Source organism: Streptomyces mesophilus (assembly GCF_040300965.1).
In the GTDB taxonomy this organism is placed as follows: domain Bacteria; phylum Actinomycetota; class Actinomycetes; order Streptomycetales; family Streptomycetaceae; genus Streptomyces; species Streptomyces mesophilus_A.
Genome location: NZ_JBEPEW010000035.1, coordinates 17,053 through 39,785, shown reverse-complemented (window position 1 = coordinate 39,785; position 22,733 = coordinate 17,053). Strand labels below are relative to the sequence as shown.

24 protein-coding genes and 2 tRNA genes are annotated in these 22,733 nt (G+C 71.5%); 20 read left to right on the top strand and 6 right to left on the bottom strand.

The window, feature by feature from the left end; translation table 11 throughout:
• Window positions 1–35: 35 nt before the first annotated feature.
• The 4 genes from ABT367_RS15515 (at window position 36) to ABT367_RS15500 (ending at window position 4,748) form a co-directional block, all read left to right on the top strand.
• Window positions 36–2,762: a helix-turn-helix transcriptional regulator gene (locus ABT367_RS15515; RefSeq protein WP_352253484.1), complete on the top strand. Its 2,727-nt coding sequence runs from the start codon at window positions 36–38 to the stop codon at window positions 2,760–2,762.
• 210 nt (window positions 2,763–2,972) lie between these two features.
• Window positions 2,973–3,341, top strand: a complete 369-nt coding sequence (locus tag ABT367_RS15510) for a YciI family protein (RefSeq protein ID WP_199547324.1) — start codon at window positions 2,973–2,975, stop codon at window positions 3,339–3,341.
• Between the two features lie 105 nt (window positions 3,342–3,446).
• Window positions 3,447–3,842: a hypothetical protein gene (locus ABT367_RS15505; protein WP_352253482.1), complete on the top strand. Its 396-nt coding sequence runs from the start codon at window positions 3,447–3,449 to the stop codon at window positions 3,840–3,842.
• 255 nt (window positions 3,843–4,097) lie between these two features.
• Window positions 4,098–4,748 carry a DUF998 domain-containing protein gene (locus ABT367_RS15500; RefSeq protein ID WP_352253480.1) on the top strand — a complete coding sequence of 217 codons (651 nt, stop codon included), beginning with the start codon at window positions 4,098–4,100 and terminating at the stop codon, window positions 4,746–4,748.
• 115 nt (window positions 4,749–4,863) lie between these two features.
• On the opposite strand, the gene ABT367_RS15495 is transcribed toward ABT367_RS15500, so the two are convergent.
• On the bottom strand, window positions 4,864–5,610 hold the full coding sequence (locus ABT367_RS15495) for a TetR/AcrR family transcriptional regulator (protein ID WP_434975472.1): 747 nt from the start codon (window positions 5,608–5,610) through the stop codon (window positions 4,864–4,866).
• 121 nt (window positions 5,611–5,731) lie between these two features.
• Here ABT367_RS15495 and ABT367_RS15490 point away from each other — a divergent pair, with 121 nt between their 5' ends.
• Entirely contained in the window at window positions 5,732–6,781 is a 1,050-nt protein-coding gene (locus ABT367_RS15490; protein WP_352253478.1) for an NAD(P)-dependent alcohol dehydrogenase, read from the top strand.
• 23 nt (window positions 6,782–6,804) lie between these two features.
• Here ABT367_RS15490 and ABT367_RS15485 read toward each other — a convergent pair whose 3' ends face one another.
• The gene (locus tag ABT367_RS15485; RefSeq protein ID WP_352253476.1) at window positions 6,805–7,743 is read right to left on the bottom strand and encodes a GlxA family transcriptional regulator; all 939 of its coding nucleotides are present in this window, start codon (window positions 7,741–7,743) and stop codon (window positions 6,805–6,807) included.
• A gap of 285 nt (window positions 7,744–8,028) precedes the next feature.
• On the opposite strand from ABT367_RS15485, the gene ABT367_RS15480 reads away from it, so the two are divergent.
• The 4 genes from ABT367_RS15480 to ABT367_RS15465 all read left to right on the top strand — a co-directional run bounded on the left by ABT367_RS15480 (window position 8,029) and on the right by ABT367_RS15465 (window position 10,147).
• Window positions 8,029–8,820: a DJ-1/PfpI family protein gene (locus ABT367_RS15480; protein WP_352253537.1), complete on the top strand. Its 792-nt coding sequence runs from the start codon at window positions 8,029–8,031 to the stop codon at window positions 8,818–8,820.
• Between the two features lie 169 nt (window positions 8,821–8,989).
• Window positions 8,990–9,286, top strand: coding sequence for a hypothetical protein (locus ABT367_RS15475; RefSeq protein ID WP_352253535.1), 297 nt, complete (start codon window positions 8,990–8,992; stop codon window positions 9,284–9,286).
• Complete coding sequence (locus ABT367_RS15470; RefSeq protein WP_352253474.1) at window positions 9,283–9,738, top strand: hypothetical protein; 456 nt, start codon at window positions 9,283–9,285, stop codon at window positions 9,736–9,738. Before ABT367_RS15475 ends, ABT367_RS15470 begins: the two co-directional genes overlap by 4 nt.
• Before the next feature lie 139 nt (window positions 9,739–9,877).
• Window positions 9,878–10,147: a DUF3817 domain-containing protein gene (locus ABT367_RS15465; RefSeq protein ID WP_352253472.1), complete on the top strand. Its 270-nt coding sequence runs from the start codon at window positions 9,878–9,880 to the stop codon at window positions 10,145–10,147.
• Window positions 10,148–10,191: 44 nt separating this feature from the next.
• On the opposite strand, the gene ABT367_RS15460 is transcribed toward ABT367_RS15465, so the two are convergent.
• Together ABT367_RS15460 and ABT367_RS15455 are read right to left on the bottom strand one after the other, a co-directional pair.
• Entirely contained in the window at window positions 10,192–10,851 is a 660-nt protein-coding gene (locus tag ABT367_RS15460) for an NAD(P)H-binding protein (RefSeq protein ID WP_352253470.1), read from the bottom strand.
• A gap of 248 nt (window positions 10,852–11,099) precedes the next feature.
• On the bottom strand, window positions 11,100–12,350 hold the full coding sequence (locus ABT367_RS15455; RefSeq protein ID WP_352253468.1) for an amidohydrolase family protein: 1,251 nt from the start codon (window positions 12,348–12,350) through the stop codon (window positions 11,100–11,102).
• Between the two features lie 228 nt (window positions 12,351–12,578).
• Between ABT367_RS15455 and ABT367_RS15450 the strand changes: the two genes are divergently transcribed.
• The 10 genes from ABT367_RS15450 to ABT367_RS15405 all read left to right on the top strand — a co-directional run bounded on the left by ABT367_RS15450 (window position 12,579) and on the right by ABT367_RS15405 (window position 20,176).
• A tRNA-Thr gene (locus tag ABT367_RS15450) sits at window positions 12,579–12,651 on the top strand.
• A gap of 32 nt (window positions 12,652–12,683) precedes the next feature.
• Window positions 12,684–12,756 (top strand) — tRNA-Met (locus tag ABT367_RS15445).
• Window positions 12,757–12,841: 85 nt separating this feature from the next.
• Complete coding sequence (rpmG, locus tag ABT367_RS15440) at window positions 12,842–13,006, top strand: 50S ribosomal protein L33 (protein WP_003948671.1); 165 nt, start codon at window positions 12,842–12,844, stop codon at window positions 13,004–13,006.
• 109 nt (window positions 13,007–13,115) lie between these two features.
• On the top strand, window positions 13,116–13,568 hold the full coding sequence (locus tag ABT367_RS15435) for a MaoC family dehydratase N-terminal domain-containing protein (protein WP_352253466.1): 453 nt from the start codon (window positions 13,116–13,118) through the stop codon (window positions 13,566–13,568).
• Between the two features lie 2 nt (window positions 13,569–13,570).
• Window positions 13,571–13,999, top strand: a complete 429-nt coding sequence (locus ABT367_RS15430; protein ID WP_352253464.1) for a MaoC family dehydratase — start codon at window positions 13,571–13,573, stop codon at window positions 13,997–13,999.
• Window positions 14,000–14,160: 161 nt separating this feature from the next.
• Window positions 14,161–14,715 carry a TetR/AcrR family transcriptional regulator gene (locus tag ABT367_RS15425; protein ID WP_352253462.1) on the top strand — a complete coding sequence of 185 codons (555 nt, stop codon included), beginning with the start codon at window positions 14,161–14,163 and terminating at the stop codon, window positions 14,713–14,715.
• Between the two features lie 113 nt (window positions 14,716–14,828).
• Window positions 14,829–16,277, top strand: a complete 1,449-nt coding sequence (locus ABT367_RS15420; RefSeq protein ID WP_352253460.1) for an MFS transporter — start codon at window positions 14,829–14,831, stop codon at window positions 16,275–16,277.
• 68 nt (window positions 16,278–16,345) lie between these two features.
• On the top strand, window positions 16,346–17,401 hold the full coding sequence (locus ABT367_RS15415) for a UDP-N-acetylmuramate dehydrogenase (RefSeq protein ID WP_352253458.1): 1,056 nt from the start codon (window positions 16,346–16,348) through the stop codon (window positions 17,399–17,401).
• A 95-nt stretch (window positions 17,402–17,496) separates the two neighbouring features.
• On the top strand, window positions 17,497–18,918 hold the full coding sequence (locus ABT367_RS15410) for a tetratricopeptide repeat protein (RefSeq protein ID WP_352253456.1): 1,422 nt from the start codon (window positions 17,497–17,499) through the stop codon (window positions 18,916–18,918).
• Window positions 18,919–19,006: 88 nt separating this feature from the next.
• Window positions 19,007–20,176 carry a serine hydrolase domain-containing protein gene (locus ABT367_RS15405; protein ID WP_352253454.1) on the top strand — a complete coding sequence of 390 codons (1,170 nt, stop codon included), beginning with the start codon at window positions 19,007–19,009 and terminating at the stop codon, window positions 20,174–20,176.
• Between the two features lie 144 nt (window positions 20,177–20,320).
• On the opposite strand, the gene ABT367_RS15400 is transcribed toward ABT367_RS15405, so the two are convergent.
• Entirely contained in the window at window positions 20,321–20,962 is a 642-nt protein-coding gene (locus tag ABT367_RS15400; RefSeq protein WP_352253452.1) for an NAD(P)-dependent oxidoreductase, read from the bottom strand.
• Between the two features lie 132 nt (window positions 20,963–21,094).
• Here ABT367_RS15400 and ABT367_RS15395 point away from each other — a divergent pair, with 132 nt between their 5' ends.
• A complete protein-coding gene (locus ABT367_RS15395) occupies window positions 21,095–21,685 on the top strand; it encodes a TetR/AcrR family transcriptional regulator (protein WP_352253450.1) in 591 nt (196 codons plus the stop codon).
• Window positions 21,686–21,707: 22 nt separating this feature from the next.
• Here ABT367_RS15395 and ABT367_RS15390 read toward each other — a convergent pair whose 3' ends face one another.
• Entirely contained in the window at window positions 21,708–22,727 is a 1,020-nt protein-coding gene (locus tag ABT367_RS15390) for an adenosine deaminase (protein ID WP_352253448.1), read from the bottom strand.
• Window positions 22,728–22,733: the final 6 nt, after the last annotated feature.

Sequence of the window (22,733 nt, the reverse complement as noted above, 5' to 3'; positions counted from 1 at the left end):
TGACCGAGTTCACCACCGCGCACTAGGGTGCCCGCATGTCGCTGGTGGGAAGGGATGTCGAACAGGCGCGGGTGCGGCGCCTGTTGGCGGATGCGCGGGGCGGACGCAGCGGGGCGCTGGGGCTGCGGGGTGCGCCGGGGATCGGGAAATCGGCCCTTCTCGACCACGCCGTGTCGAGCGCCGAAGCCGAGGGCATGCAGGTGGTCCGCGTGGCCGGGATCGAGTCCGACTACGAGCTGGCGTACGGCGGTCTGCATCAACTCCTGTTTCCGCACTTGGATCGGCTGGACGCCCTGCCCAAACCCCAGGCGATGGCGCTGCGTTGTGCTTTCGGGCTGGCCGAGGGAGACGAAGTCAACCGGTTCCTGATCTCTGCCGGCACTCTTTCGTTGCTCGCCGATCTGGCCGAGGATTCCCCGCTGTTGTTGGTGGTCGATGACCTGCAATGGCTCGACCAGGGTTCTGTGGAGGCGCTGCTGTTCGCGGCCCGCCGCTTCGTGGCCGACCCGATCGCGGTGCTGTTCGCGGTACGCGATACGGTGGAGCCTTCCGTGGTCGCGGGCGTCGAGGTCGTGGATCTGTCCGGCCTCGCTGCGCCAGATGCCGCCCGGCTGCTCGACGACCACGCACCGGAACTCGCCGAACGGGTGCGGACCAGGGTTCTCGCGGAATCCGGCGGCAATCCCCTGGCGGTCATCGAGCTCGGGTTGTCGCGGCTCGCGGCCCGCGACGCCGACGAGTCCGACCCGGCCGAGCAGGTCGGCCCGCTGCCGGTGACCCGCCGCGTGCAGGAGGCGTTCCGCCACCAGATCGTGGAGCTTCCCGAACCCACCCGACGCGCGCTTGTGGTGGCGGCAGCCGACACGGCGGCGCCCCTCGCGACGATCCTGCACGTGGTCGAATCCCTCGGTGGCGCCGCCGGCGACCTGGCACCCGCCGAACGCGACCGGCTGGTCCGGATCGACAGCCGGATCACGTTCCGCCACCCCCTGGTGCGGGCGGCCGCCTACCAGGACGCGCCGCTGCACCGGCGGATCGAGGTACATCGGGCGTACGCCGAGGCCCTGCGCGCGGACGCCGATGCCGACCGCCGGGCCTGGCACCTCGCTGCCGCCACCACCCGGCCCGACGAGGCGGTGGCCGCCGAACTCGAAGGCGTGGCGGAGCGTGCCTGGCACCGAGGCGGCGCGATGGCGGTGTGCGCCGCCTACGAACGCGCCGGCCGGCTCAGCGCCGACCGTGAGCTGAAGGCCCGGCGTATCGCCCGGGCCAGCCAGGCCGCGTTCGACGCGGGCAAGGCCGACCGCGCCGCACGGCTCGCGGCGGAAGCGCTCGCGCTCACCGCCGACACCGGGGTCCGGGCCGATGCCATCTACACCCGTGGCGCCGTGGAGTACGAACGCACCTCGCCGCGGGCCGATGCGGAACTGACGCTCGAGGCCGCCGCGTTGGTGCGCGACACCGACCCCGAGCGCGCCGCGCTCACGCTCTACGAGGCCGTGCACGCCGCCCGGCACGGGGCGGCGCACGACCTCCTGCAGCGTGCGGCGGATCTGATGCGCGGGTTCACCCCGCCCGAGCACTGGGCACCCGTGGTTGCCGCCCTTCTCGGATGGGCGGAGCTTTTCGCCGGACGCCCGGAGACGGCCGTCGGCCCGATGCGCGCTCTCGACACCGCCGGCCGCGGAGACGGACACGACCTGATGCATCGCATCACCACCGGGTTCGGCGGCCTCATGATCGCCGATGAGGACGGGGTCGTCGCCGGGACGGAGGACATGCTGGCCGTGGTGCGGGCGACCGGGGCGCTGGGGTGGGTCCCGTACACCCTGAACGTGCTTGCCGTGGCACGGCTGTTGCGCGGCGAGTTCGCGGACGCCCGCGCGTGTGTGGCGGAGGGCGTGTCCGTGAGCGACGAGCTCGGGAACACGACCGAGAGCCTGGCCCACCGGTCGGTGGAGGTGTGGCTGCACGCCGTGTCGGGTGACGAGGCACGCTGCCGGGCTCTTGCCGAGGAGGTGCTCCCGCGCGCCCGGACCCGGCACCGGGTCGATGCCGAGATCGCGGCTTGGGGTCTCGGCATGCTCGACCTTTCCGCCCGGCGCTTCGGGGACGCGCTCGACCGGCTCGAGGAAGTCTCCCGGGGGCCTGCGAGCCGCGACGTCCTGGTGCGGGCGGTGCCGGATCTGGTGGAAGCAGCCGTACGCGGCGGCATGCCGGATCGCGCCCACGGACCGCTGGCGGCCTTCCGGCACTGGGCCGAGCACGTCGACCGCCCCGTCGCCACGGGGCTCGTCCTGCGGTGCCGCGCCTTACTGGCCGACGAGAGCGAGGCCGATGCGCTGTACGCCGAGGCGCTACGGCTCCACGAGCGGCACGGCGGCCCCTACGAGCACGCCCGCACCCAGCTCGTATACGGCGAGTGGCTGCGGCGCCGTCGTCGCCGTGCCGAGGCCCGCGGCCATCTCGCGGCAGCCGTGTCCGCGTTCGAACGTCTCGGCGCGCAGCTCTGGGCCGAGCGTGCGCGCGGCGAGCTGGCCGCCTTCGGCGAGCGGGGCGACGAGCCTCAGCGCAGCGGCCCGCTCACCCTGTTGACCCCGCAGGAACTGCAGGTCGTACGGCTGGCAGCCGCAGGTCACACCAACAAGGAGATCGCCGCGCAGCTCTTCCTCAGCCCACGGACCGTCGGCCACCACCTCTACAAGGCGTACCCGAAGCTCGGCGTCACCGGGCGCGCCGAGCTGGCCCACCTCGTGCAGTGACTGACGCCGGGGCCCCTGCCTGGTGGCTGGCGCCGGGTGGCCCCTGCCTGGAGACCGATGCCCGGTGACCGAGGCCGGTCGTCGGTCTCCCGGACACCAGTCACGATGACTGATTCGTATGCGCCGAGCCGCGCCTAGCGTTTCCGACATCCAGGCAACGGCCGCCGACATCCAGGCAGCGGCCGCCGGCCCTACGAACAGGAGACGACCATGACGAAGTACTTCCTGAGCCTCCCGCACGACTCCGCCGAGGAGCCGACGATGGAGAGCATGGACCCGGCGGAGCTGCAGGAGGTCATCGCCGCGGTCGGTGCCTTCAACACCGCCATTCAGGAGGCGGGCGCGTTCGTGACCGCCGGAGGCCTGCAGCCCCCGTCGACCGCGACCACGGTGGACTACTCCGGGGACAGCCCCGTCCTCACACCGGGCCCGTTCGTGAAGGCCGACGAGTACCTCGGCGGCTTCTGGATCATCGAGGCCGAGAACGACGACGTCGCGATCGAGTGGACCAAGCAGGCCTCGCGGGCGCTGCGCAGCAGGATCGAGGTACGCGCCCTCCAGGAGGAACCCGGCGCCTGACGATCCGAGCACGGGCACCGCGCGGCTGATCGGACGGCACGGACGGTCAACTCCCCGTTGTCACAAGGTCTGGGCAGGGTGTTCCGGCAATGCTTCAATGGCGCCGTGATCGAGATCGCAGTGCTTCTCGTGGGCGGCTGTCTGGGGTGGTGGCTGGTCAGCCGCAAGGTCCGGCAGCGGGCGCAAGACGCCGCCGCAGGGGTCGCGATCAAGGTGCCGTGCATGGTCCGGCGACCGGACCAGGACCGTCGTTGGACGCGGGGACGTCTGGTGACCGGCGCCGGCGAGACCATATGGGAGCGACGTGGCCTGGGGCCCGTCGCCTCCCTGCCGGCGGGGTTGCGCCAGGTGGGCATGCGCAAGCCGTCCCGTGGGGAAGCAGTGCGGATCAACGGACGCGCGTGGATCATCGAGTGCGCATCCGACGATGGGGCGGTGCTGATCGGTGTCATGCCGCCTGAACTGGAACACGTGAGCTCGGCCCTGCGACAGGCCGTGTGATCGATGGGCCTTGTGCGCTGAGCGACGATTGGGCTGCGCCTCCGAGCTGAGCCAGTTGGGCACTGGCGCGTGACGCAGGTCGTGGGGACGCCCACCCTCGCCGCAACCGCCGCATCCGCCGCATCCGCCCTATCCGATGTATTCGAGGCATCCGCCGCATCATCGCCACCGGGGCGGTACTTAAGGGCCACACCAGGGCCATCCTCGGGGTATGCCCCGATGCCCCGTTGGCTGGTGCGGCGGCACGCTGAGGGCATGATCGCGTCGAGGTTCCGTCGTCACCGCCACCTGCTCGCCCCCACCGTGTGGATCACCGTCGTTCTCGCCGTGACCGCCGCCCTGTGGGCGCCGTCGGTCAACGATCCGGGGCTCAGCCCCTTGCAGTTGACCGTCAGTGACTTCGCCGTGCTGGACCGCGGAGGTCCGATCGAGACGACGATGGGGCTGCTCGGCGCCGTCTCGCTGGTGCTGTTGCTGGTGGCCAGGGCGCGCCGGCTGCCCGTACGCGGTCTGCCGACCGTTCTGCTGACCGTCTGGGGGATGGGGCTGCTGGTCGCGGCCTTGGTGCCCACCGATCCGCTGACCTCCGACCTCAGCGCGCCTGCGTACGTCCACCGGTACGCCTCCATCGCGGCGTTCGTCGCGCTGCCCCTCGCCGGGCTGATGCTGGACCGGCGGACGCGTGCTCTGCCGCGCGCGGCGGGAACGGTTCTGCGGCTGCGCGCCCTGTCCTGGGCCGCGCTGGCCGGCGCGGTGCTCATGGCCTACGTGGCCGGGCCCGGCGGGCGTGAGCTCATCGGCCTGGTGGAGCGGGTGCTCCTGGGATGCGAGGTCGCGATGATCGGCGTACTCGGACGGTACGTCCAGCGGTGGACGCCGACCTGCGAACTGCGTCTCGCCGCCTGATGCGGGGCACCCGGCCACGCCTCAACTCGGGGGCGGGGCGGGCTTGGTGGAGCTTCATTCGTTCGGCAGCTGACAACAGGTGAAGCGCGGCACGGTACGCGCCAGGCCCCCGGCATCACGCCCTACGAGATCCACCCGGCGACCGCGGCGGACTAGGCCGTGCGGTGGTGCTGCCCCGGACGTTGTCGGCCGCGGCAGGGAAGTTGTGCAGGGAGAGCGAACTCGGGTCCGGCAGCGGCCCGTTGGACGGTCCGGCGCGGAACGACTCGAGCAGGTACGCGACCAGGCGACGTGACGCGGCTTCGTCGCCCGGCAGCGCGGACACCAGACCGCAGTGGGCCAGCAGGGCGACGGCGAGGTCGGACGGGTGGAAATCGGTCCGCAGCGCGCCCGCGTCCTGGGCCTTGCGGATCAGGGTCCTGAGGTCGCGCTCGGCCCGGTCCCGTGTCGGTGCGTGCTCCGTCGTGCTGTCCGGGAAGGCGGCGACGAACGCGGCCGGGAACCCCCGCTCCTCACGCTGCAGCGCACAGGCCGTCTCGACGAGCCGCCGGAACCCCCGCCAAGGATCGGGGTCGGCAAGGGCATCGGTCAGCGCCCGCGCGCAGGTCTCCATCTGCTGCGCGAAGGCGGCCCGCACCAGGGCGTCCCGGGTCTCGAACCGCCGGTACAGCGTCGCCACACCGACCCCGGCCCTGCGGGCCACGGTCGCCATCGGCGCGTCGATGCCGTGCTCGGCGAAGACCGCGCGGGCGGCGACCAGGATGCGCTCCCGGTTGCGTCGCGCATCCGCCCGCAGCTGGCCCGCATCCGCCCGCAGCCCGCCCGCGTCCGCCCGCAGCCGGCCCGCCTCCGCACCCCTCATCCGAGACGATTCCGCCACCACTGTCTCTCACCTCCGATCCAAACGGACGATGTCGTCCACTTACGAGCCTACGGTCGAAGGCAGGCCCCTCCCGACGGCCCCGTGACCAAAGGTGAGAACGATGAACGACCGCACGATGAAGGCAGTGCTCTACGACCGCTACGGCGGCCCGGAGGTGCTCCACGTGGGCCGGGTGCCACGCCCCGAACCGGCCCCCGGCGAGGTGCTCGTACGGGTGCACGCGTTCAGCGTCAACGGCGGTGAACTGGCGGCCCGTTCCGGCCGTATCCGCCTCCTGACCGGGCGGAAGTTCCCCCAGCGGGTCGGCCTTGACTTCACCGGCGAGGTCGCCGCGCTCGGCGAAGGCGTGCCGGGACCGGCGCCCGGCGAGGGCGTGACGGAGCCGGGGGTCGGTGGGGGCGTGACGGAGGCGGCGCCCGGCGAGGGGCTGACGGAGCCGGCGGTCGGCGATCGTGTCTGGGGTGTCCTGGGGCGCTCCTCCGGCTTCGGAAGCGCCGCCGAGTACGTGTCCGTCCCGGTCAAGCGCCTCGGCCGGGTTCCCGATGGCCTCGATCTGGTGGACGCCGCCGCGCTGCCGGTGGCCACCACGGCCGTCACCGCCCTGCGGGACAAGGCCGGGCTCCGCCCCGGCGAGCGTCTGCTCGTACGGGGAGCGGCCGGCGGCGTCGGCAGCGCCGCCGTACAGCTGGGACGGGCGTACGGCGCGGAGGTCACGGCCCTCGCCCGCGCCGCCAACCTCGATTTCGTACGGGAGTTGGGCGCCCACAAGGCCGTGGACCACCGGTCCGTGCGACCGGCGGAACTCGGCCGCTTCGACGTGGTCCTGGACACCGCGGGGAGCGACCTGCGGACCTTCCGCCGCCTCCTCGCGCCCGGCGGACGCATGGTCACCATCGCCTTCGACCTGTCACGGCCCGTCGCGTCGCTCGGCTCCATCGCGGCCAGCGCGGTCCACGGACGCGGCCGGGTGCGCTTCTTCAGCGGGAACCCCCTGCGCGAGGACTTCGACGACCTCGCCCGTCACGTGGCCGAGGGCAAGCTGCGCCCGGCGGTGGACAAGGTCTTCGCCCTGGAGGAGACGGCGGCCGCCCACAGCGCGCTGGAGTCGGGCGGGGTCCGGGGCAAGTACGTGGTGCGCGTGACCCCGTAACACCGCACGGAAGGCGTACGGAGTCAGCTGAAAGCCCGCCGATAGGCATGCGGACTCACCCCGGTCGTCCGCTTGAAGCGGTCGCGGAAAGCGGTGGGGGAGCCGAAGCCGACCCGGGTGGCGATGCGTTCGACGGGGTGGGCGGTGGTTTCCAGGAGGTGCTGCGCCTGGCGGATACGGGCGCGGTGAAGCCACTGGAGCGGGGTCGATCCGGTCTGTTCCGTGAACCGGCGGATCAGGGTGCGGGTGCTGACGCCGGCCCGTGCGGCGATATCGGCCAGGGTGAGTTCGCGGGACAGATTGTCCTGGAGCCACAGCAGCAGGGGTTCGAGCGTGGAGCCCTGCGGGGCCGGGGCGTGGTCCTGGACGATGAACTGCGCCTGCCCGCCCTCCCGTTCGAGCGGCATGACCGAGAGCCGGGCCGCGTCCGCGGCGACCGCCGATCCGTAGTCGCGGCGGATCATGTGCAGACACAGATCCAGCCCGGCGGCGGCGCCGGCCGAGGTGAGGATCTGCCCGTTGTCCACGTAGAGGACGTCCGGGTCGACGTCGACCTCGGGGTATGCGGCGGCCAGAGCGCCGGCGGCGAGCCAGTGGGTGGTGGCGCGCAGCCCGTCGAGCAGCCCGGCGGCGGCCAGGACGAAGGTGCCGGAACAGATCGATGCGATACGGGTCCCTGTCGCGGCCGCACCGCGCAGCGCCTCCCGTACGTCCGCGGGGAGCGGAGCGCCGGGCGTGGACGTGCCCGGCACGATGATCGTGTCCGCCTCCTCGAGCGCGTCGAGCCCCCAAGGAGCGCGCAGCACGAAGGCCCCGGCGTCGGTCTCCGGCGTCGCGGCGCAGACACGGACTCGGTAGCCGGCCCGGCCGTCCGGGAGCCGGGTCCGGGTGAAGACCTCGAGCGGCGTGGAGAGGTCGAACGGGATCACCTGGTCGAGCGCGAGCACGGCGATGGTGTGCATGGCGGGAATCTACCGCCCCGCCGCATCCGCGCAAGCCGGTGAGGACAGCTGCTCCCTTGCCTCCTCTGCAGTTCAGAGCGGTGTGATCACACATCGAGCCCCTGAAGGCGCGCTGGCACTATCCCGTTGAGACCTGTCACAAACGCCACTGGGAGGCGAAGGGAAGCGCGGATTAGCTTCGGTGCGTGCCCGGATCGGCCACCCCCGGTCCCGCACATCGCACCCGCCCGCGCCCACCCGCACCCGTGAGGACCCAGGACGCTCATGCCCCGGACCCACATGCCCCTGCACGCACAGATCGTCTTGTTCGACGGCTTCGATCCGCTCGACGCCATCGCCCCCTTCGAGGTCCTGTCCGCGGGCGGGGTCGCCGCCCACGGACAGCTGACCGTCGAGCTGGTCTCCGCCGAAGGCCCGCGGGAGGTCGTCAGCGGGACCGGCGGGCTGGCGCTCAGAACCACGGCCGCCCTGGATCCGGCGCGTCCCGGGCTGATCCTGCTCCCCGGCGCCTCGGGCCGGATCGGCGCACTCGACACCGAGGTGGCCCCTCAACCCGACGCCGATGCCGAACCTCAACTCGGCTCCGACGCCGACGCCGACGCCGACGCCGACGTCGATCCTCAACTCGGCTCGGGCCCCGACCCCGACGGGTCCCACCACGCCCTCGGGCCCAAGGAGGCCGAGTCCATCCCCGTACTCCTCGGACGCACCCTCACCACCGACCTCCCCGCCCTCCTGAAGGCGGCGATGGAGAACCCCGAGATCACCGTCACCACCGTCTGCGGAGGTTCCGCCCTGCTCGCCATGGCCGGCCTCATCGAGGGACGCCACGCCACCACCCACCACCTCGGCCTCGACCTCCTGGACGCCACCGGCACCCACGCGGTCGACGCCCGCATCGTCGACGACGGCGACCTGGTCACCGGCGCCGGCGTCACCTCGGGGCTCGACCTGGCCCTCTACCTCCTCGAGCGCGAGCTGGGCCCCCGTATCGCCCACGCCGTCGAGGCGCTCTTCGCGTACGAGCGGCGCGGCACCGTCTGGCGCAACACCGGCCCGGAACCGGCCGCCTTCTGACCGCACCCCAGCCCTGCCCGTCTCACCAAAGGAACCACGCATGCCGGCCGAAGACCCCAACCACCGCGCCACCAACGACCCTCAAGCCGAAGCCACCTATCACCCCGTCAGCCCCAACCACCCCGCCAGCCCCAACCACCCCCACCCCGAAGGCACTTGGGACCTTGCCATCACCACCCCCATCGGCAGGATCAAAGCCGAGGCCGAGTTCGTACGCGGAGACGGCGTCCTCACCGGAACAGCCCGCGGTACCGGCGAGGAGGTCCCGCTCACCGGGCTGGTCCTGGACGGTGACCGGCTCACCTGGAAGCAGGCCATCACCAAGCCCCTGCGCCTGAACCTGCAGTTCGCCGTCACACTCGACGGCGACACCCTGACCGGCACCTCCCGCGCCGGCCGTCTCCCGGCCTCCAAGGTCACCGGCGTACGCCGCACCCCGCAGACCGACGCGGGCCGCCGGCCATGACCAAGTTCTTCCTCGCCCTGCACGTCCTGGCCGCCATCGTGGCGGTCGGCCCGGTCACCGTCGCCGCCAGCATGTTCCCGCCGGCCCTGCGCCGCGCGCACAGCGCACCGGACGACCCGGACAGCCGCAGCACCTTGCGCACGCTCCACCGCATCTGCCGTGTGTACGCCGCCGTCGGCCTCGCCGTGCCGGTCTTCGGCTTCGCCACCGCGAGCAGCCTCGGGGTCCTGGGCGACGCCTGGCTGATCACCTCGATCGTGCTGACCGCCGGCGCCGCCGCGGTGCTGGCCCTGCTGCTTCTGCCGGCTCAGGAGCAGGCGCTCTCCGCGCCGCGGAGTACGGGCACAACGGCGGCCGCCCGCCTGTCGATGCTCACCGGAATCTTCAACCTGCTCTGGGCCACCGTCACGATCCTGATGATCATCCGCCCCGGCTCCACGACGGGAGCCTGACCGTGAACTTCCGCCTCTACGACGGGAGCCTGACCGCGAACTCCCGCCTCCACGACGGGAGCCTGACCGCGAACCTCCGGCTCCACGACGGGAGCCCGACCGTGAACTTCCACCCCGCCTCCACGACGGGAGCCCGACCGTGAACCTCCGCCCCCTGCGCCTCGCCGCGAACGCGGAACTGGCTTCCCTGATCCTCCTGTTGGCCAACCTGGCCACCGTCCACCTGAAGCCGGTCTCCTCCCTCATGGGTCCGGCCCACGGCTGCGCCTACCTCGTCGTCATCGTCGCGACCTGGCGTATCGAAGGAGCCGCCATCACCACCAAGGCCAGCGCCCTCCTGCCCGGCATCGGCGGTCTCCTGGCGCTCCGTCAGTTCACCGCCGGTGCGGGCCACTCACGATGGCAGTGAGCCACGCGGACGAAGGGCCAAAGCAGCCCCCACGGTACGAGTCCTCAGTTGCCCGCCACGTCCTTCACCGCCACGGCCACCGGCGTCGTCCCGCCGATCAGCTCCAGCGTCAGCCCGGCCGTGGCCGAGGAGTCGACCAGCTCCGCGAGCACTGCCGCCACATCCTCGCGCGCGATGTCCCCGCGCCCGGTCGACGCCTCGAGCCGCACCAGACCAGTACCGGGTCCGTCGGTCAGACGCCCGGGCTTCAGGATCGTCCAGTCCAGACCCTCGCAGCCGCGTACGTACGCATCGGCCTCGCCCTTGGCCCGCAGATACGCGTCGAAGATCTCGTCGCCCTGGTGCGCGGGATCCGCGCCCATCGACGACACCACGATGTGCCTGCGCGCCCCGGCCCGTTCGGCGGCCTCGGCGAACAGCACCGCCGCCGCCCGGTCCACCGTGTCCTTGCGCCCCGCACCCGAGCCCGGCCCCGCGCCCGCGGCGAAGACCGCCGCGTCCGCGCCCTGCAGATGCGCGGCGACCTCCTCGACGGAGGCCGACTCCAGATCGCACAGCACCGGCTCGGCGCCGGCCGCCCGCAGATCGTCGCCCTGCGCGGGATTGCGGATGAGCCCCGCGACCTCGTATCCACCGCGCGCGTCCAGCAGCCTGGAGAGCCGCAGCGCGATCTGACCGTGTCCCCCGGCGATGACAATGCGCATGCTCCGACCGTACGCCGAGCAGCCCTGACCCGCCGCCTCGGCGAGAAGGGCGCCGTGCGCGCCCGCTCAATGTTCACCGCGAGGGCCCCGGAATGTTCCCCGCCAAGCCGCCCGCACGAAACGCTCCGCATACGGTCGCCGCCGCCTGCGCGAAACGCCTCGAGCCCGCATACGGCCGCCGGTCAGGCGCGGAGGAAGCCCGCCGCGCACTGCGGCCGGCCCTCAACTCCCCACTCCCGCAAGGGAAGTCAGGAAGGTTCCTTGCCCTTGGCCCGCCCCTGCCGCGGCAGATCGAGCGCGACGGCCGCCGCCGAATCGCAGTACTCCCGCACCGCGCTGGTGCGCGCCACCACCCGCCCGCGGTGCACCACGATCCTGCTGTACGCGAGGGACAGCGCGCCGGCGAGGCCATCGCCGCGGACCGCGAGCAGCTCGGCCGGGAAGCCCGCCTCGACCCGCACCTCGGGCAACGCCATCGCAGCCCGCGCCTCACCGCAGACCGCGTCGTAGGCCTGGGCCGGGTCGAGCCCGTGCTGCGAGGCCAGCAGATACGCGGCCTCCAGCGGGTCCCCGCGCCCGACGGGGTTCGCGGGATCCCTGAGCGCCCCGCTGCCCGCCGCCACCCGTACGCCCGCGGTGCGCAGCAGCCGTACCGGAGCCGTCGTGTTCCCGCGCCGTCCGAGCCCGCCGCAGTCGCCCTGCGGCAGACAGCTGACCCGCACGCCCGCCGCCGCCAGCGCCTCCGCGGACCGCACGGCCACCTCGCGCGGCACCCGCCCGAGCCCGCCGAGCGGGCCGATGGTCACGCCGGGCCGCAGCCCGCCCGCCATCGCAGCAAGGCGCGAGAGCCGGGCCGGGTCGAGGCCGTCGGTGTGCAGATCGACGGGGCAGCCGTGCTCGGCGGCCACTTCGAGGACCGCCTCCACGTATCCGGTGGGGTCGGGGTCGAGGTCCGGGCAGCCGCCCACCACGGAGGCGCCCATCTTCACGGCGTCGCGCAGCATCGCCAGACCGTCCGCACCGGCGACCCCGGTCAGCAGCCGCGGCACCGCCACCGCCGACAACTCGGCGAGCCCACGCAGCGAACGCCGCGCCTGAAGCACCGCCTCCATCGGCCCGAGCCCCTGCACATCACCGATGCGCACATGCGAGCGCAGCGCCGTCGCACCGTGCCCGAGCTGCAGCAACGCGGCCTCGGTGGTGCGCCGCTGAACATCCGTCACGTCGTACGAGACCGGCCCGCCACCGTCCGCGGCGAGTGCCGTGTCGCTGTGGGCGTGCGGCTCGGCCGGCGCCGGAAGCAGCAGATAGCCGTTGAGATCCACGCGCGAGGAGTGCGCGGCCAGCGACCCCGCCGTACCGACCGCTTCGATCCGCCCGCGCCCGAGGCGCACGTCCACCGTGCGACCGTCGGTGAGCCGCGCCCCGCACAGCAGAAGCGAGGCCGTCTCCTCGGCTGCGCCGTCGCGGTGCGGCGGCTGCGGCTGGCTGTCGGGCATCGCGCTCCAGGGGCGGGGGAACAGTGCGGGGAACAGGAGAGCGTGACGATCAAGATCACGCAGCGTGTTCCGAGCCTAGGGCGCCGCGCGGCCCGCTTCGAGGAGGAGCGAAATAGTCGTACCGGTGTGGTGCAGGGGGCGCCTGAGGCACTCGGGGAGTGCCTCAGGCCAGGCGGGACATAAGGATTTGGGCGATCGGCGACCAACCGTGTAATGTCTTCATCGCTCGCCCCAATAGCTCAGTCGGTAGAGCGTCTCCATGGTAAGGAGAAGGTCTGCGGTTCGATTCCGCATTGGGGCTCTGGTGCAACCACATTTCGTGGACTGCATCACAGCGGTGTAGCTCAGTCGGTAGAGCAAGCGGCTCATAATCGCTGTGTCACCGGTTCAAGTCCGGTCACCGCTACTGACAGTAGCCGATTGTGGGGTCGGTCCTCCGGTCGGCTACTCTTCTATGCGTTAATACCATCCGTTCATCAAGGAGCACTCACGTGGCTGCCACCGATGTCCGCCCGAAGATCACGCTGGCCTGCGTGGAGTGCAAGGAGCGGAACTACATCACCAAGAAGAACCGGCGTAACAACCCGGACCGTCTTGAGATGAAGAAGCACTGCCCGCGTTGCAACGCGCACACCGCGCACCGCGAGACGCGATAACAAGGCTCGTACGCGAGGCCGTCCCCATTCGTTTGGGGGCGGCCTCGCGTCGTTTTCACCTGCAGTACCCAGCAGTACGTCCCCATCTGTTGCAGGAGGTGCCGGGCCCATGGCGCTCGACCAGTCCTTCGTCGGGCGGACCTATCCGCCCACCGACCCCTATGAGGTCGGCCGGGAGAAGATCCGCGAGTTCGCCGAGGCCGTCGGCGACGCCAACCCCGTCTACCGCGACGCCGAGGCCGCCAAGGCGTACGGCCACAGCGATGTGATCGCTCCGCCGACCTTTGTGTTCGCCATCACGTTCAAGGCGGCGGGCCAGGTCATCGAGGACCCGCAGCTCGGCCTGGACTACAGCCGCGTCGTGCACGGCGACCAGAAGTTCGCCTACACGCGCCCCGTGCGCGCGGGCGACCGCCTCAGCGTCACCTCGACCATCGAGGCGATCAAGTCCATGGCGGGCAACGACATCCTGGACATCCGCGGCGAGGTCCACGACGAGGCCGGCGAGCATGTCGTGACCGCGTGGACCAAGCTCGTCGCGCGCGCTGCGGACGGAGAGTGACGATGAGCGCGAAGATTTCGTACGCAGATGTCGAGGTCGGCACCGAACTGCCGGCGCAGACCTTCCCCGTGACGCGCGCCACGCTCGTGCAGTACGCGGGCGCCTCCGGTGACTTCAACCCGATCCACTGGAACGAGAAGTTCGCGGTCGAGGTCGGGCTTCCGGACGTGATCGCGCACGGCATGTTCACCATGGCCGAGGCGATCCGCGTCGTCACCGACTGGACCGGTGACCCGGCCGCGGTCGTCGAATACGGCGTGCGCTTCACCAAGCCGGTCGTCGTGCCCAACGACGGCAAGGGCGCCGAGATCGAGGTCAGCGGCAAGGTCGCGGCCATGCTCGACGACAACCGGGTGCGGGTTGATCTGATCGCGATGAGTGCCGGGCAGAAGGTGCTCGGGATGTCGCGGGCCGTTGTCCAGCTGGTCTGACAGCTGCTGCTCGGGCTGGTCTGAGCTGCGAGAACGTAAAGGGCGCCCCTACGTCGGGGCGCCCTTTCCCGTACCCCTTCCCGTATCCCTTTGCGTGTCTCTTTCCGCTCCTCTTTCCGCGCCTCTTGACGTAGGTAGTGATTGGCCACTAACTTATCCGCATGGTCAGAATGAGTGCGGACGAGCGGCGCGAGAGCGTCATCCGGGCGGCGGTCACCGAGTTCTCCCGAGGCGGCTACAACGGCACCTCGACCGAGACGATCGCCAAGCGGGTCGGCGTCTCGCAGCCGTATCTCTTCCGGCTCTTCCCCGGGAAGCAGGCGATCTTCCTCGAAGCCTCCCGGCGTTGCTGTCAGGACGTCACCGAGGTCTTCCGGCGTGCGTCCGAAGGGCTCCAGGGCGAGGAGGCGACCAAGGCGATGGGGGAGGCGTACCAGGCGCTCATCGCGGACGACCCCGAGAAGCTGCTCATGCAGATGCAGATGTACGTGGCCGTCGCGGCCGCGGAGGCGGCGGGCGACAGTGAGTTCGGCGAGGCCCTGCGGGCCGAGTGGATGGAGATGTACGACGTCTGCAACCTGGCGATGGGTGCGGATGCCGGCGAGACGACGCAGTTCCTCGCGTACGGGATGCTCGTCAACGTCCTGGTGTCGATGGGGTTTCAGCCCGAGCACCGGGTGTGGACCGGGTTCTACGAAGAGGTGCAGCCGAAGTAGGCGGCGCCGCACGGCGAGCGCGAAGCGGCATGGCATGGCATCAGAAGGGTGCGCACTTTTGTACCCGCAGAAGTTAGTCATCAATAACTAATCAACTGGCGGAGGGGAAAGCAATGTCACAGCAAGCAGAGACCGAGACCACCACAGTGCGCGGGGGAGCCGTCTGGGCTCTGGTCATCACCAGCGTCGCGGGGTTCATGGCGGCCCTGGACAACCTGGTCGTGACCACCGCCCTGCCCGCGATCCGCGCGGACTTCGGCGGGGAGATGCACGACCTGGAGTGGACGGTCAGCGCGTACACCCTGACCTTCGCCGTCCTGCTGATGTTCGGCGCCGCACTGGGTGACCGTTTCGGCCGGCGCAAGCTGTTCCTCGTCGGCCTCACGATCTTCACCGGCGCCTCGGCGGCGGCCGCACTAGCCCCCGGTATCGACTCCCTGATCGCCGCCCGCGCCGTCCAGGGCGTAGGCGCCGCGATCATGATGCCGCTCACGCTGACCCTGCTCACGGCCGCCGTCCCGGCCGCCAAGCGCGGGATGGCATACGGCATCTGGGGCGCGGTCAACGGCCTCGCGGTCGCCAGCGGCCCGCTCATCGGCGGCAGTCTGACCGAGCACATCTCCTGGCAGTGGATCTTCTGGCTCAACGTGCCGCTCGGCCTCGCCGTCCTGCCGCTCGCCCGCCTGCGCCTCAAGGAGTCGTACGGCAACGGCGCCCCGCTCGACATCACCGGCACCGTGCTCGCCAGCGGCGGTCTGTTCGGCATCGTCTACGGCCTGATCCGCGGCAACATCGACGGCTGGACCAGCGCCCAGGTCCTCGCCGGCCTGATCGGCGGCGGACTGCTGCTCGCCGCCTTCGTACGCCACGGCATCCGCGCCAAGAACCCGATGCTCCCCATGCGCCTGTTCCGCAACCGCGCCTTCGCCGGCATCAATGCGGCGAGCCTGCTGATGTTCCTCGGGATGTTCGGCTCGATCTTCCTGCTCAGCCAGTTCCTGCAGGACGTCCTCGGCTACTCGCCCACCGAGGCGGGGCTGCGGATGCTGCCCTGGACCGGGATGCCGATGATCGTCGCGCCGATCGCGGGCTATCTCTCCGACCGCATCGGCGGCCGCCCGGTGGTCGCCGCCGGCCTGGCCCTGCAGGCGGTCGGCCTCGCCTGGTTCGCGATGATCCTCAGCCCTGATGTCTCGTACGCGGCGCAGCTCCCGGCCCTGATCATCAGCGGTATCGGCATGGCGCTGTTCTTCGCTCCCGCCGCGAACCTGGTCATGTCCAGCGTCCGCCCCTCCGAGCAGGGCATCGCCTCCGGCGCCAACAACGCGCTGCGCGAGGTCGGCGGCGCCCTCGGCATCGCGACCCTCGCGGCCGTCTTCTCGGCGCAGGGCGGTTACGGGCCCGCGCAGACCTTCGTCGACGGACTGCAGCCCGCGCTGTGGGCGGGCGCCGCGGCCGTGGCCGTGGCAGCCCTCGCGGCGCTGGCGATCCCGCGCCGGAGCAAGGCCGCCGCGCACGTCGGTGAGGTCCACGAGGAGAGCCGCGAACTGATCGGTGCGTGAGGCGCCGAGCGGGAAGGCACGAGGGTACGGTCCGGGAGCTGTCGGCCCCGGACCGTACCCTTGAGCGCGTGCAGGAACTCCACGAAGCCCCGCTCGCCCCACTGACCACCTTCCGGCTCGGCGGCCCGGCCGCCCGCCTGATCACCGCGACCACCGATGCCGAGGTGGTCGAAGCGGTGCGCGCCGCCGACGCCTCGGGCACCCCGCTCCTCGTCGTCGGCGGCGGTTCGAACCTGATCGTCGCCGACAAGGGCTTCGCCGGTACGGCCCTCAGGATCGCCACCCAGGGCTTCGAACTCGACGGTACGCAGCTGGAGCTGGCGGCCGGCGAGGTGTGGACCGACGCCGTTGCCCGCACCGTCGAGGCGGGCCTCGCGGGCATCGAATGCCTGGCCGGCATCCCAGGATCGGCGGGCGCGACCCCGATCCAGAACGTGGGGGCGTACGGGCAGGAGGTCTCCAGCACCATCACCGAGGTGATCGCGTACGACCGCCAGGCCGGTGAGACGGTCACCCTGTCGAACGCCGAATGCGCCTTCTCGTACCGCCACAGCCGCTTCAAGTCCGACCCGGAGCGCTATGTGGTCCTGCGCGTCCGCTTCGCGCTCGAGGACGCCGGCGGTCTGAGCGCCCCCCTCAAGTACCCGGAGACCGCCCGCGCCCTCGGCGTCGAGGCCGGTGACCGCGTCCCGCTCGGGCAGGCCCGCGAGACGGTGCTCAAGCTGCGCGCCGGCAAGGGCATGGTGCTTGACCCGGAGGACCACGACACGTGGTCGGCCGGTTCGTTCTTCACCAACCCGATCCTGACGGCGGGCCAGTACGAGGCGTTCCTGGAGCGCGTCCACGAGCGCCTCGGCGCCGACGTCACCCCGCCCGCCTACCCGGCGGGGGAGGGGCGGACGAAGACCTCGGCCGCCTGGCTGATCGACAAGGCCGGCTTCACCAAGGGGTACGGCACGGGCCCGGCCCGTATCTCCACCAAGCACACCCTGGCGCTGACGAACCGGGGTGCGGCCACGACGGAGGACCTCCTCGCGCTGGCCCGCGAGGTCGTCGCCGGGGTCCACGAGGCCTTCGGGGTCACTTTGGTCAACGAGCCGGTGATGGTCGGCGTATCCCTCTGAGCTGGGGATTCGTGCTTGACCTCGCTGTGGGGTGCCCCTGATAGTGACTGCGCCGACTTGATCGGCGACAGCACATCAGGGGTGGGGACTCACAGATGCACGACAACGAGGGGCAGTTCGCGCTGCCCGGGGACGGCCGGTCCGCGCAGCTCGCCATCGAGCGTGCTCAAGCGCTGCTGCGGGCGGGGGAGTTCAAGGCGGCGCGTACGCAGGCAAAGGACGCGCTCGAGGCGTTCGGGCCGTATCCGGGCCTGTACGCGGTCCTCGGCCGGGCACATGCCGGCGAGGACGATGACGACCACGACGAGCAGGCCGAGCGCTCCTTCCGGATGGGCTTGGTCACCTTCCCCGACGACCTGGACCTGCTCGCCGCCTACGCGGAGTTCGGCCTGGCCGGCGACGCCCTGGACGAGCCGGGCCGGGTGTCACGCGGCAGGGCCGCGGCGGCCCGGATCGAGGAGCTCGCGCCCGGTTCGCCGCAGGCGCGCGAGCTCCACCGGGCCGGGGAGCCCGGTACCAAGTGGCCCGAGCCCGCCACCGTCCAGCGCTACGACGCGCGCAGCGCCCTGGCCGGTGGCGTGGACGTGCGGACCGCCGCCGAACACGCGGAGCGGGCGGCAGCCGCCTGGCCCTACGACCGCCGCCTCGCGGTGCGCGCCGAGACGCTGGCGGGGCTGGCCCGGCCCAGTGCCCTGCCGGCTCGCATCATGGTGCGCACGCCGTACACATTCGCCCTGGGCGCGGCCCTGTTCGGGGCCGTCATCGCCCTCGGGGCGCCCGCGCTTCACCTGCCCGCGCCGCTGGCGTACTCCGCCGTGCTGGTCGTGCTGCCCGCGCTGCAGCAGCAGTACCTGCTGCGCCGCGCCCGCGTCCGGGCCCGAGCGCGGCTGCCCATCGACTACCGGGAGCCGGCACCGGGTGCCCCGGACGTTCCGTCCGCCACGCGGCGTGAGCGATGGATCGGGGCGGTCGCGGCCCTGGTGGCCTTCGGGTCGGTGGCCGGATCCGCCGGGTGGTACGCCGCGCGGGCGGCGGAGTATCCGCGGTACGAGGCGTCGGTGCCGGAGTCGTACCGCGGTGTCCCGCTGAGCGACGGCGCTGAGGCCCGCGCATTCACAGCGAAGATCGACGCGCTGCCCCTTCCACACGGAGCCAGCGCCTTCTCCGGGGCCTATCTGGACGTGGACAACGGCAAGGGTGTCTTCCTCTTCGCGGCGACCGGGGACTTGCACAGCGAGGACCCCGATGACTTGCTGTCCCATATGTCCAGCGGTTTCACCGCCTTGGGCGAGCCCACGGATTCCTGGTCCGCCGATCCGGGGGACTTCGGTGGCCGTATGGAATGCCAGGTCTATGAGTCCGGCCTGACGGCCTTGAGCCTCTGCGTATGGATCGACAAGGGCAGCCTGGGGATGGTCGCGTCCGGCGGAAAGGACGGCGCGCGCGAGGTGATGCCCCGCATCACACGCGAACTCCGTGAACTCACCCTGCGCCCCATCAGCCGAGGCGCAGTCTGAGGGAGCGCGTCCAGGAGAGATGAGTTCCGGGCGCCAGGTCAGTCACCCTTCCGTAGACCTTCGAACATCCGGAACTGGGAAGGCCACCATGACCGCTCTGCACACCCTCCTCCAGCGCTACGTGGATGAAGGTGCCGTCCCTGGAGCAGTCGCCCTGATCGCTCACGGCGACCAAGTGGAGGTCCAAGCCGTCGGCGCCACCGGCCTCGGCTCCAGCACCCCCATGGCCCGCGACACGATCTTCCGTATCGCCTCCATCACCAAGCCCATCGTCGCCGCGGCCGTCCTCATGCTGATCGAGGACGGCCGTATCGGTCTGGACGATCCGGTCGCACCCTGGCTTCCCGAGCTGGAGAAGCCGCGGGTCGTGCGTACCCCGGACGCACCCGTGGACGACACCGTCCCGGCCGTCCGCCCCATCACGGTCCGCCACCTGCTCGACTTCACGGCCGGATACGGGTTCACGTCCGACTTCTCCGAGCCCGCCCTCGCCCCGCTCTTCACCGAGCTCAAGCAGGGGCCGCCGCGGCCGCAGGAAGTCGCCGCCACCGACGAGTGGATGGCGGCCCTCGCACGGGTCCCGCTGCTGCACCAGCCGGGGGACACCTGGCTCTACAACACCTGTTCCGAGCTCCAGGGCGTGCTGATCGCCCGGGTTTCGGGGCAGTCGCTCGGGGACTTCCTCGCCGAGCGGATCTTCGAGCCGCTGGGCATGAAGGACACCGGATTCTCCGTCCCCGCAACGGAGTTGGACCGCTTCACCGCGTACTACCGCAACAACCCCGAGGGTCGTGGCCTGGAGCTGGTGGACGCCCCCGACGGCCAGTGGAGCAGTGAGCCCGCCTTCCTCTCCGGCGCGGGCGGACTGGTCTCGACCGTGGACGACTGGCACGCCTTCGCGCGCATGATGCTCGCCGAAGGCGCCTCGGAGGCGGGCCACCGCCTGCTGTCCCCGGACTCGGTCCGCGCCATGGTCACCGACCAGCTCACCGAAGCCCAGCGCGTGGGCAGTGACCTGTTCCTCGAAGGCCAGGGCTGGGGTTACGGCGCCGGAGTCGACCTCGCAGCGGCCCACCCGTGGAGCGTCCCCGGCCGCTACGGCTGGGTCGGCGGCACCGGCACCTCGGCCCATCTCCACCCGGCCACGGGCGCGGTCGGCATCCTGCTCACGCAGGTCGAGCTGGGCGGACCGACCCCGCCGACGCTCCTGGAGGGGTTCTGGCAGCTGACGAACATGCCTGGCAGCAGCCCGGCCTGACGTGGCAGTCACACGGCCTGGCCCGACAGCCGCCCGGCTCGACGCGGCACAGTCGTACGGCCACGGCCCGACGCGGCAGCTGCCGACCGCCCCTCAGCAGGCGCTGCCGACCGCCCCCTCGGCAGGAGCTGCCGACCGCCCCCCTCAGTAGGCGACTCCGACCGCCTGCTTGACGGTGCCCGGATCGTCGATCAGTGCCAGCATCGCGTGCGCCACATCCGCCCGCCCGATCGTGCGCGCGCTGCGCGGATTGCCGCCGGTCCGCGTGCGATACGTGCCCGTCACCGGCTTGTCGACCAGCTTCGGCGGCCGCACGGAGGTCCAGTCGGTGGCGCTGGAGGACAGCTCGTCCTCCATCACCCGCAGATCGTCGTAGACCGGCTTGAGCACCCGGCTGATCACCCGGAACATCACCCGGTCCACCACCGGCTCGCGCTCGGCCGCCGCACCGGCGAGCGGCGCGGCGCTGACCACGAGCAGCCGCCGCACGCCCTCCGCCTCCATGGCCCGCAGCACCGGCCGCGTGAGCCGGGCCGCGATCCCGTCGCGTGCGTCCTTCATCCCGCGCGCCCCGAGCCCCGAAAGCACCGCGTCGCGCCCGGCAACAGCGGCACGGAGCCCCTCGGCATCCGACAGGTCGGCCCGGAAGACCTCGAGGCGCTCACCTTGTACGGACAGCCGGGCAGGATCCCGTACGACCGCCGTGACCTGGTGTCCCGCCGCCAGCGCCTGCCGGACGATCTCCTGCCCGATTCCGCCGGTCGCACCGAAAACAGTGAGCTTCATGGCCCCTCCTCGGGTGGGTAAGTACTCACTTCGGTCGGTGAACACTCACTCACCACCCGAGGTGGGTGAGTATTCACTCACCCCTAGAGTGGGTAAGCATTCACTCACCCGTCAAGCCCCACAGGAGCTCTCATGCAAAAACCGGCCAGAGCCCGCATCCTCGACGCCGCCCACCACCTGATGCTCAGCGTCGGCCTGGCCCGTGCCACCACCAAGGTCATCGCCAAGGAGGCAGGCTGCTCGGAGGCCGCCCTCTACAAGCACTTCACCAGCAAGGAGGAGCTCTTCGTGACCGTCCTCCAGGAGCGCCTGCCCCGGCTCACCCCGCTCCTGGACCAGCTGGCCGGAAATCCCAGCGCACGCTCCATCGAGGAGAACCTCGTCCGGATCGCCCACGAGGCGGCGCTTTTCTACGAGCAGAGCTTCCCGATCGCCGCGTCCCTGTACGCCGAGACCCAGCTCAAGACCCGCCACGAAGCGGCCATGCGCGAGATGGGCACGGGCCCGCACATGCCCATCGTCGGTCTCGACGCCTATCTCCGTGCCGAGCAGGTGGCAGGCCGTATCCGCCCCGAGGCCGACACCTACGCGGCCGCGTCCCTGCTCCTCGGCGCCTGCGCCCAGCGAGCCTTCGCGTACGACGCGGCCGGCCAGTTCCCGCCCCCTCCGGCCGATGAGTTCGCGCGAGATCTCGTACGGACCCTGCTGGCCGGAATCGGCTAGCGGGCCGCTAGCCCTGCTTGCGTCAGCCGACGATCCAGTCGTCGATCCCCGCGAGCAGCTTGTCCCGTACGTCATCGGGCGCGGCCGACGCACGCACCGACTGCCGCGCCAGCTCCGCCAGTTCAGGATCCGTGAACCCGTGGTACTCCCGGGCCAGTTCGTACTGCGCCGCAAGCCGGGACCCGAAGAGCAGCGGGTCGTCCGCCCCCAGAGCCATCGGCACCCCGGCCTCGAACAGCTTCCTCAGCGGTACGTCCTCGGGCTTCTCGTAGACCCCGAGCGCGACATTGGACGACGGACAGACCTCGCAGGTCACACCCCTGTCGGCAAGCCGCTTCAGAAGCCGCGGGTCCTCGGCGGCCCGCACCCCGTGCCCGATCCGCGAGGCGTGCAGATCGTCGAGACAGTCCCGTACCGACGCGGGCCCCGTCAGCTCCCCGCCGTGCGGCGCCGCGAGCAGCCCGCCCTCGCGCGCGATCGCGAAGGCACGGTCGAAATCCCTTGCCATGCCCCGGCGTTCGTCGTTCGACAACCCGAACCCGACGATGCCCCGGTCCGCGTACCGCACCGCGAGCCGGGCCAGGGTGCGGGCGTCCAGCGGGTGCTTCATCCGGTTCGCGGCGACGAGGACGCGCATCCCGAGCCCGGTGTCCCGCGAAGCCGCTTCCACCGCGTCGAGGATGACCTCGAGCGCCGGGATCAGACCGCCGAGCCGCGGGGCGTACGAGGTCGGGTCGACCTGGATCTCCAGCCACCCGGCTCCGTCCCGGATGTCCTCCTCGGCAGCCTCCCTGACCAGGCGCTGAATGTCCTCGGGCTCCCGCAGACAGGACCGCGCCATGTCGTAGAGGCGCTGGAACCGGAACCACCCGCGCTCATCGGTCGCCCGCAGCTTGGGCGGCTCCCCGCCGGTCAGCGCCTCCGGCAGATGCACCCCGTACTTGTCGGCGAGCTCGAGCAGGGTCGTGGGCCGCATCGACCCGGTGAAGTGCAGATGCAGATGGGCCTTCGGCAACAGCCGTACGTCACGTACACGCTCCATCTGAAG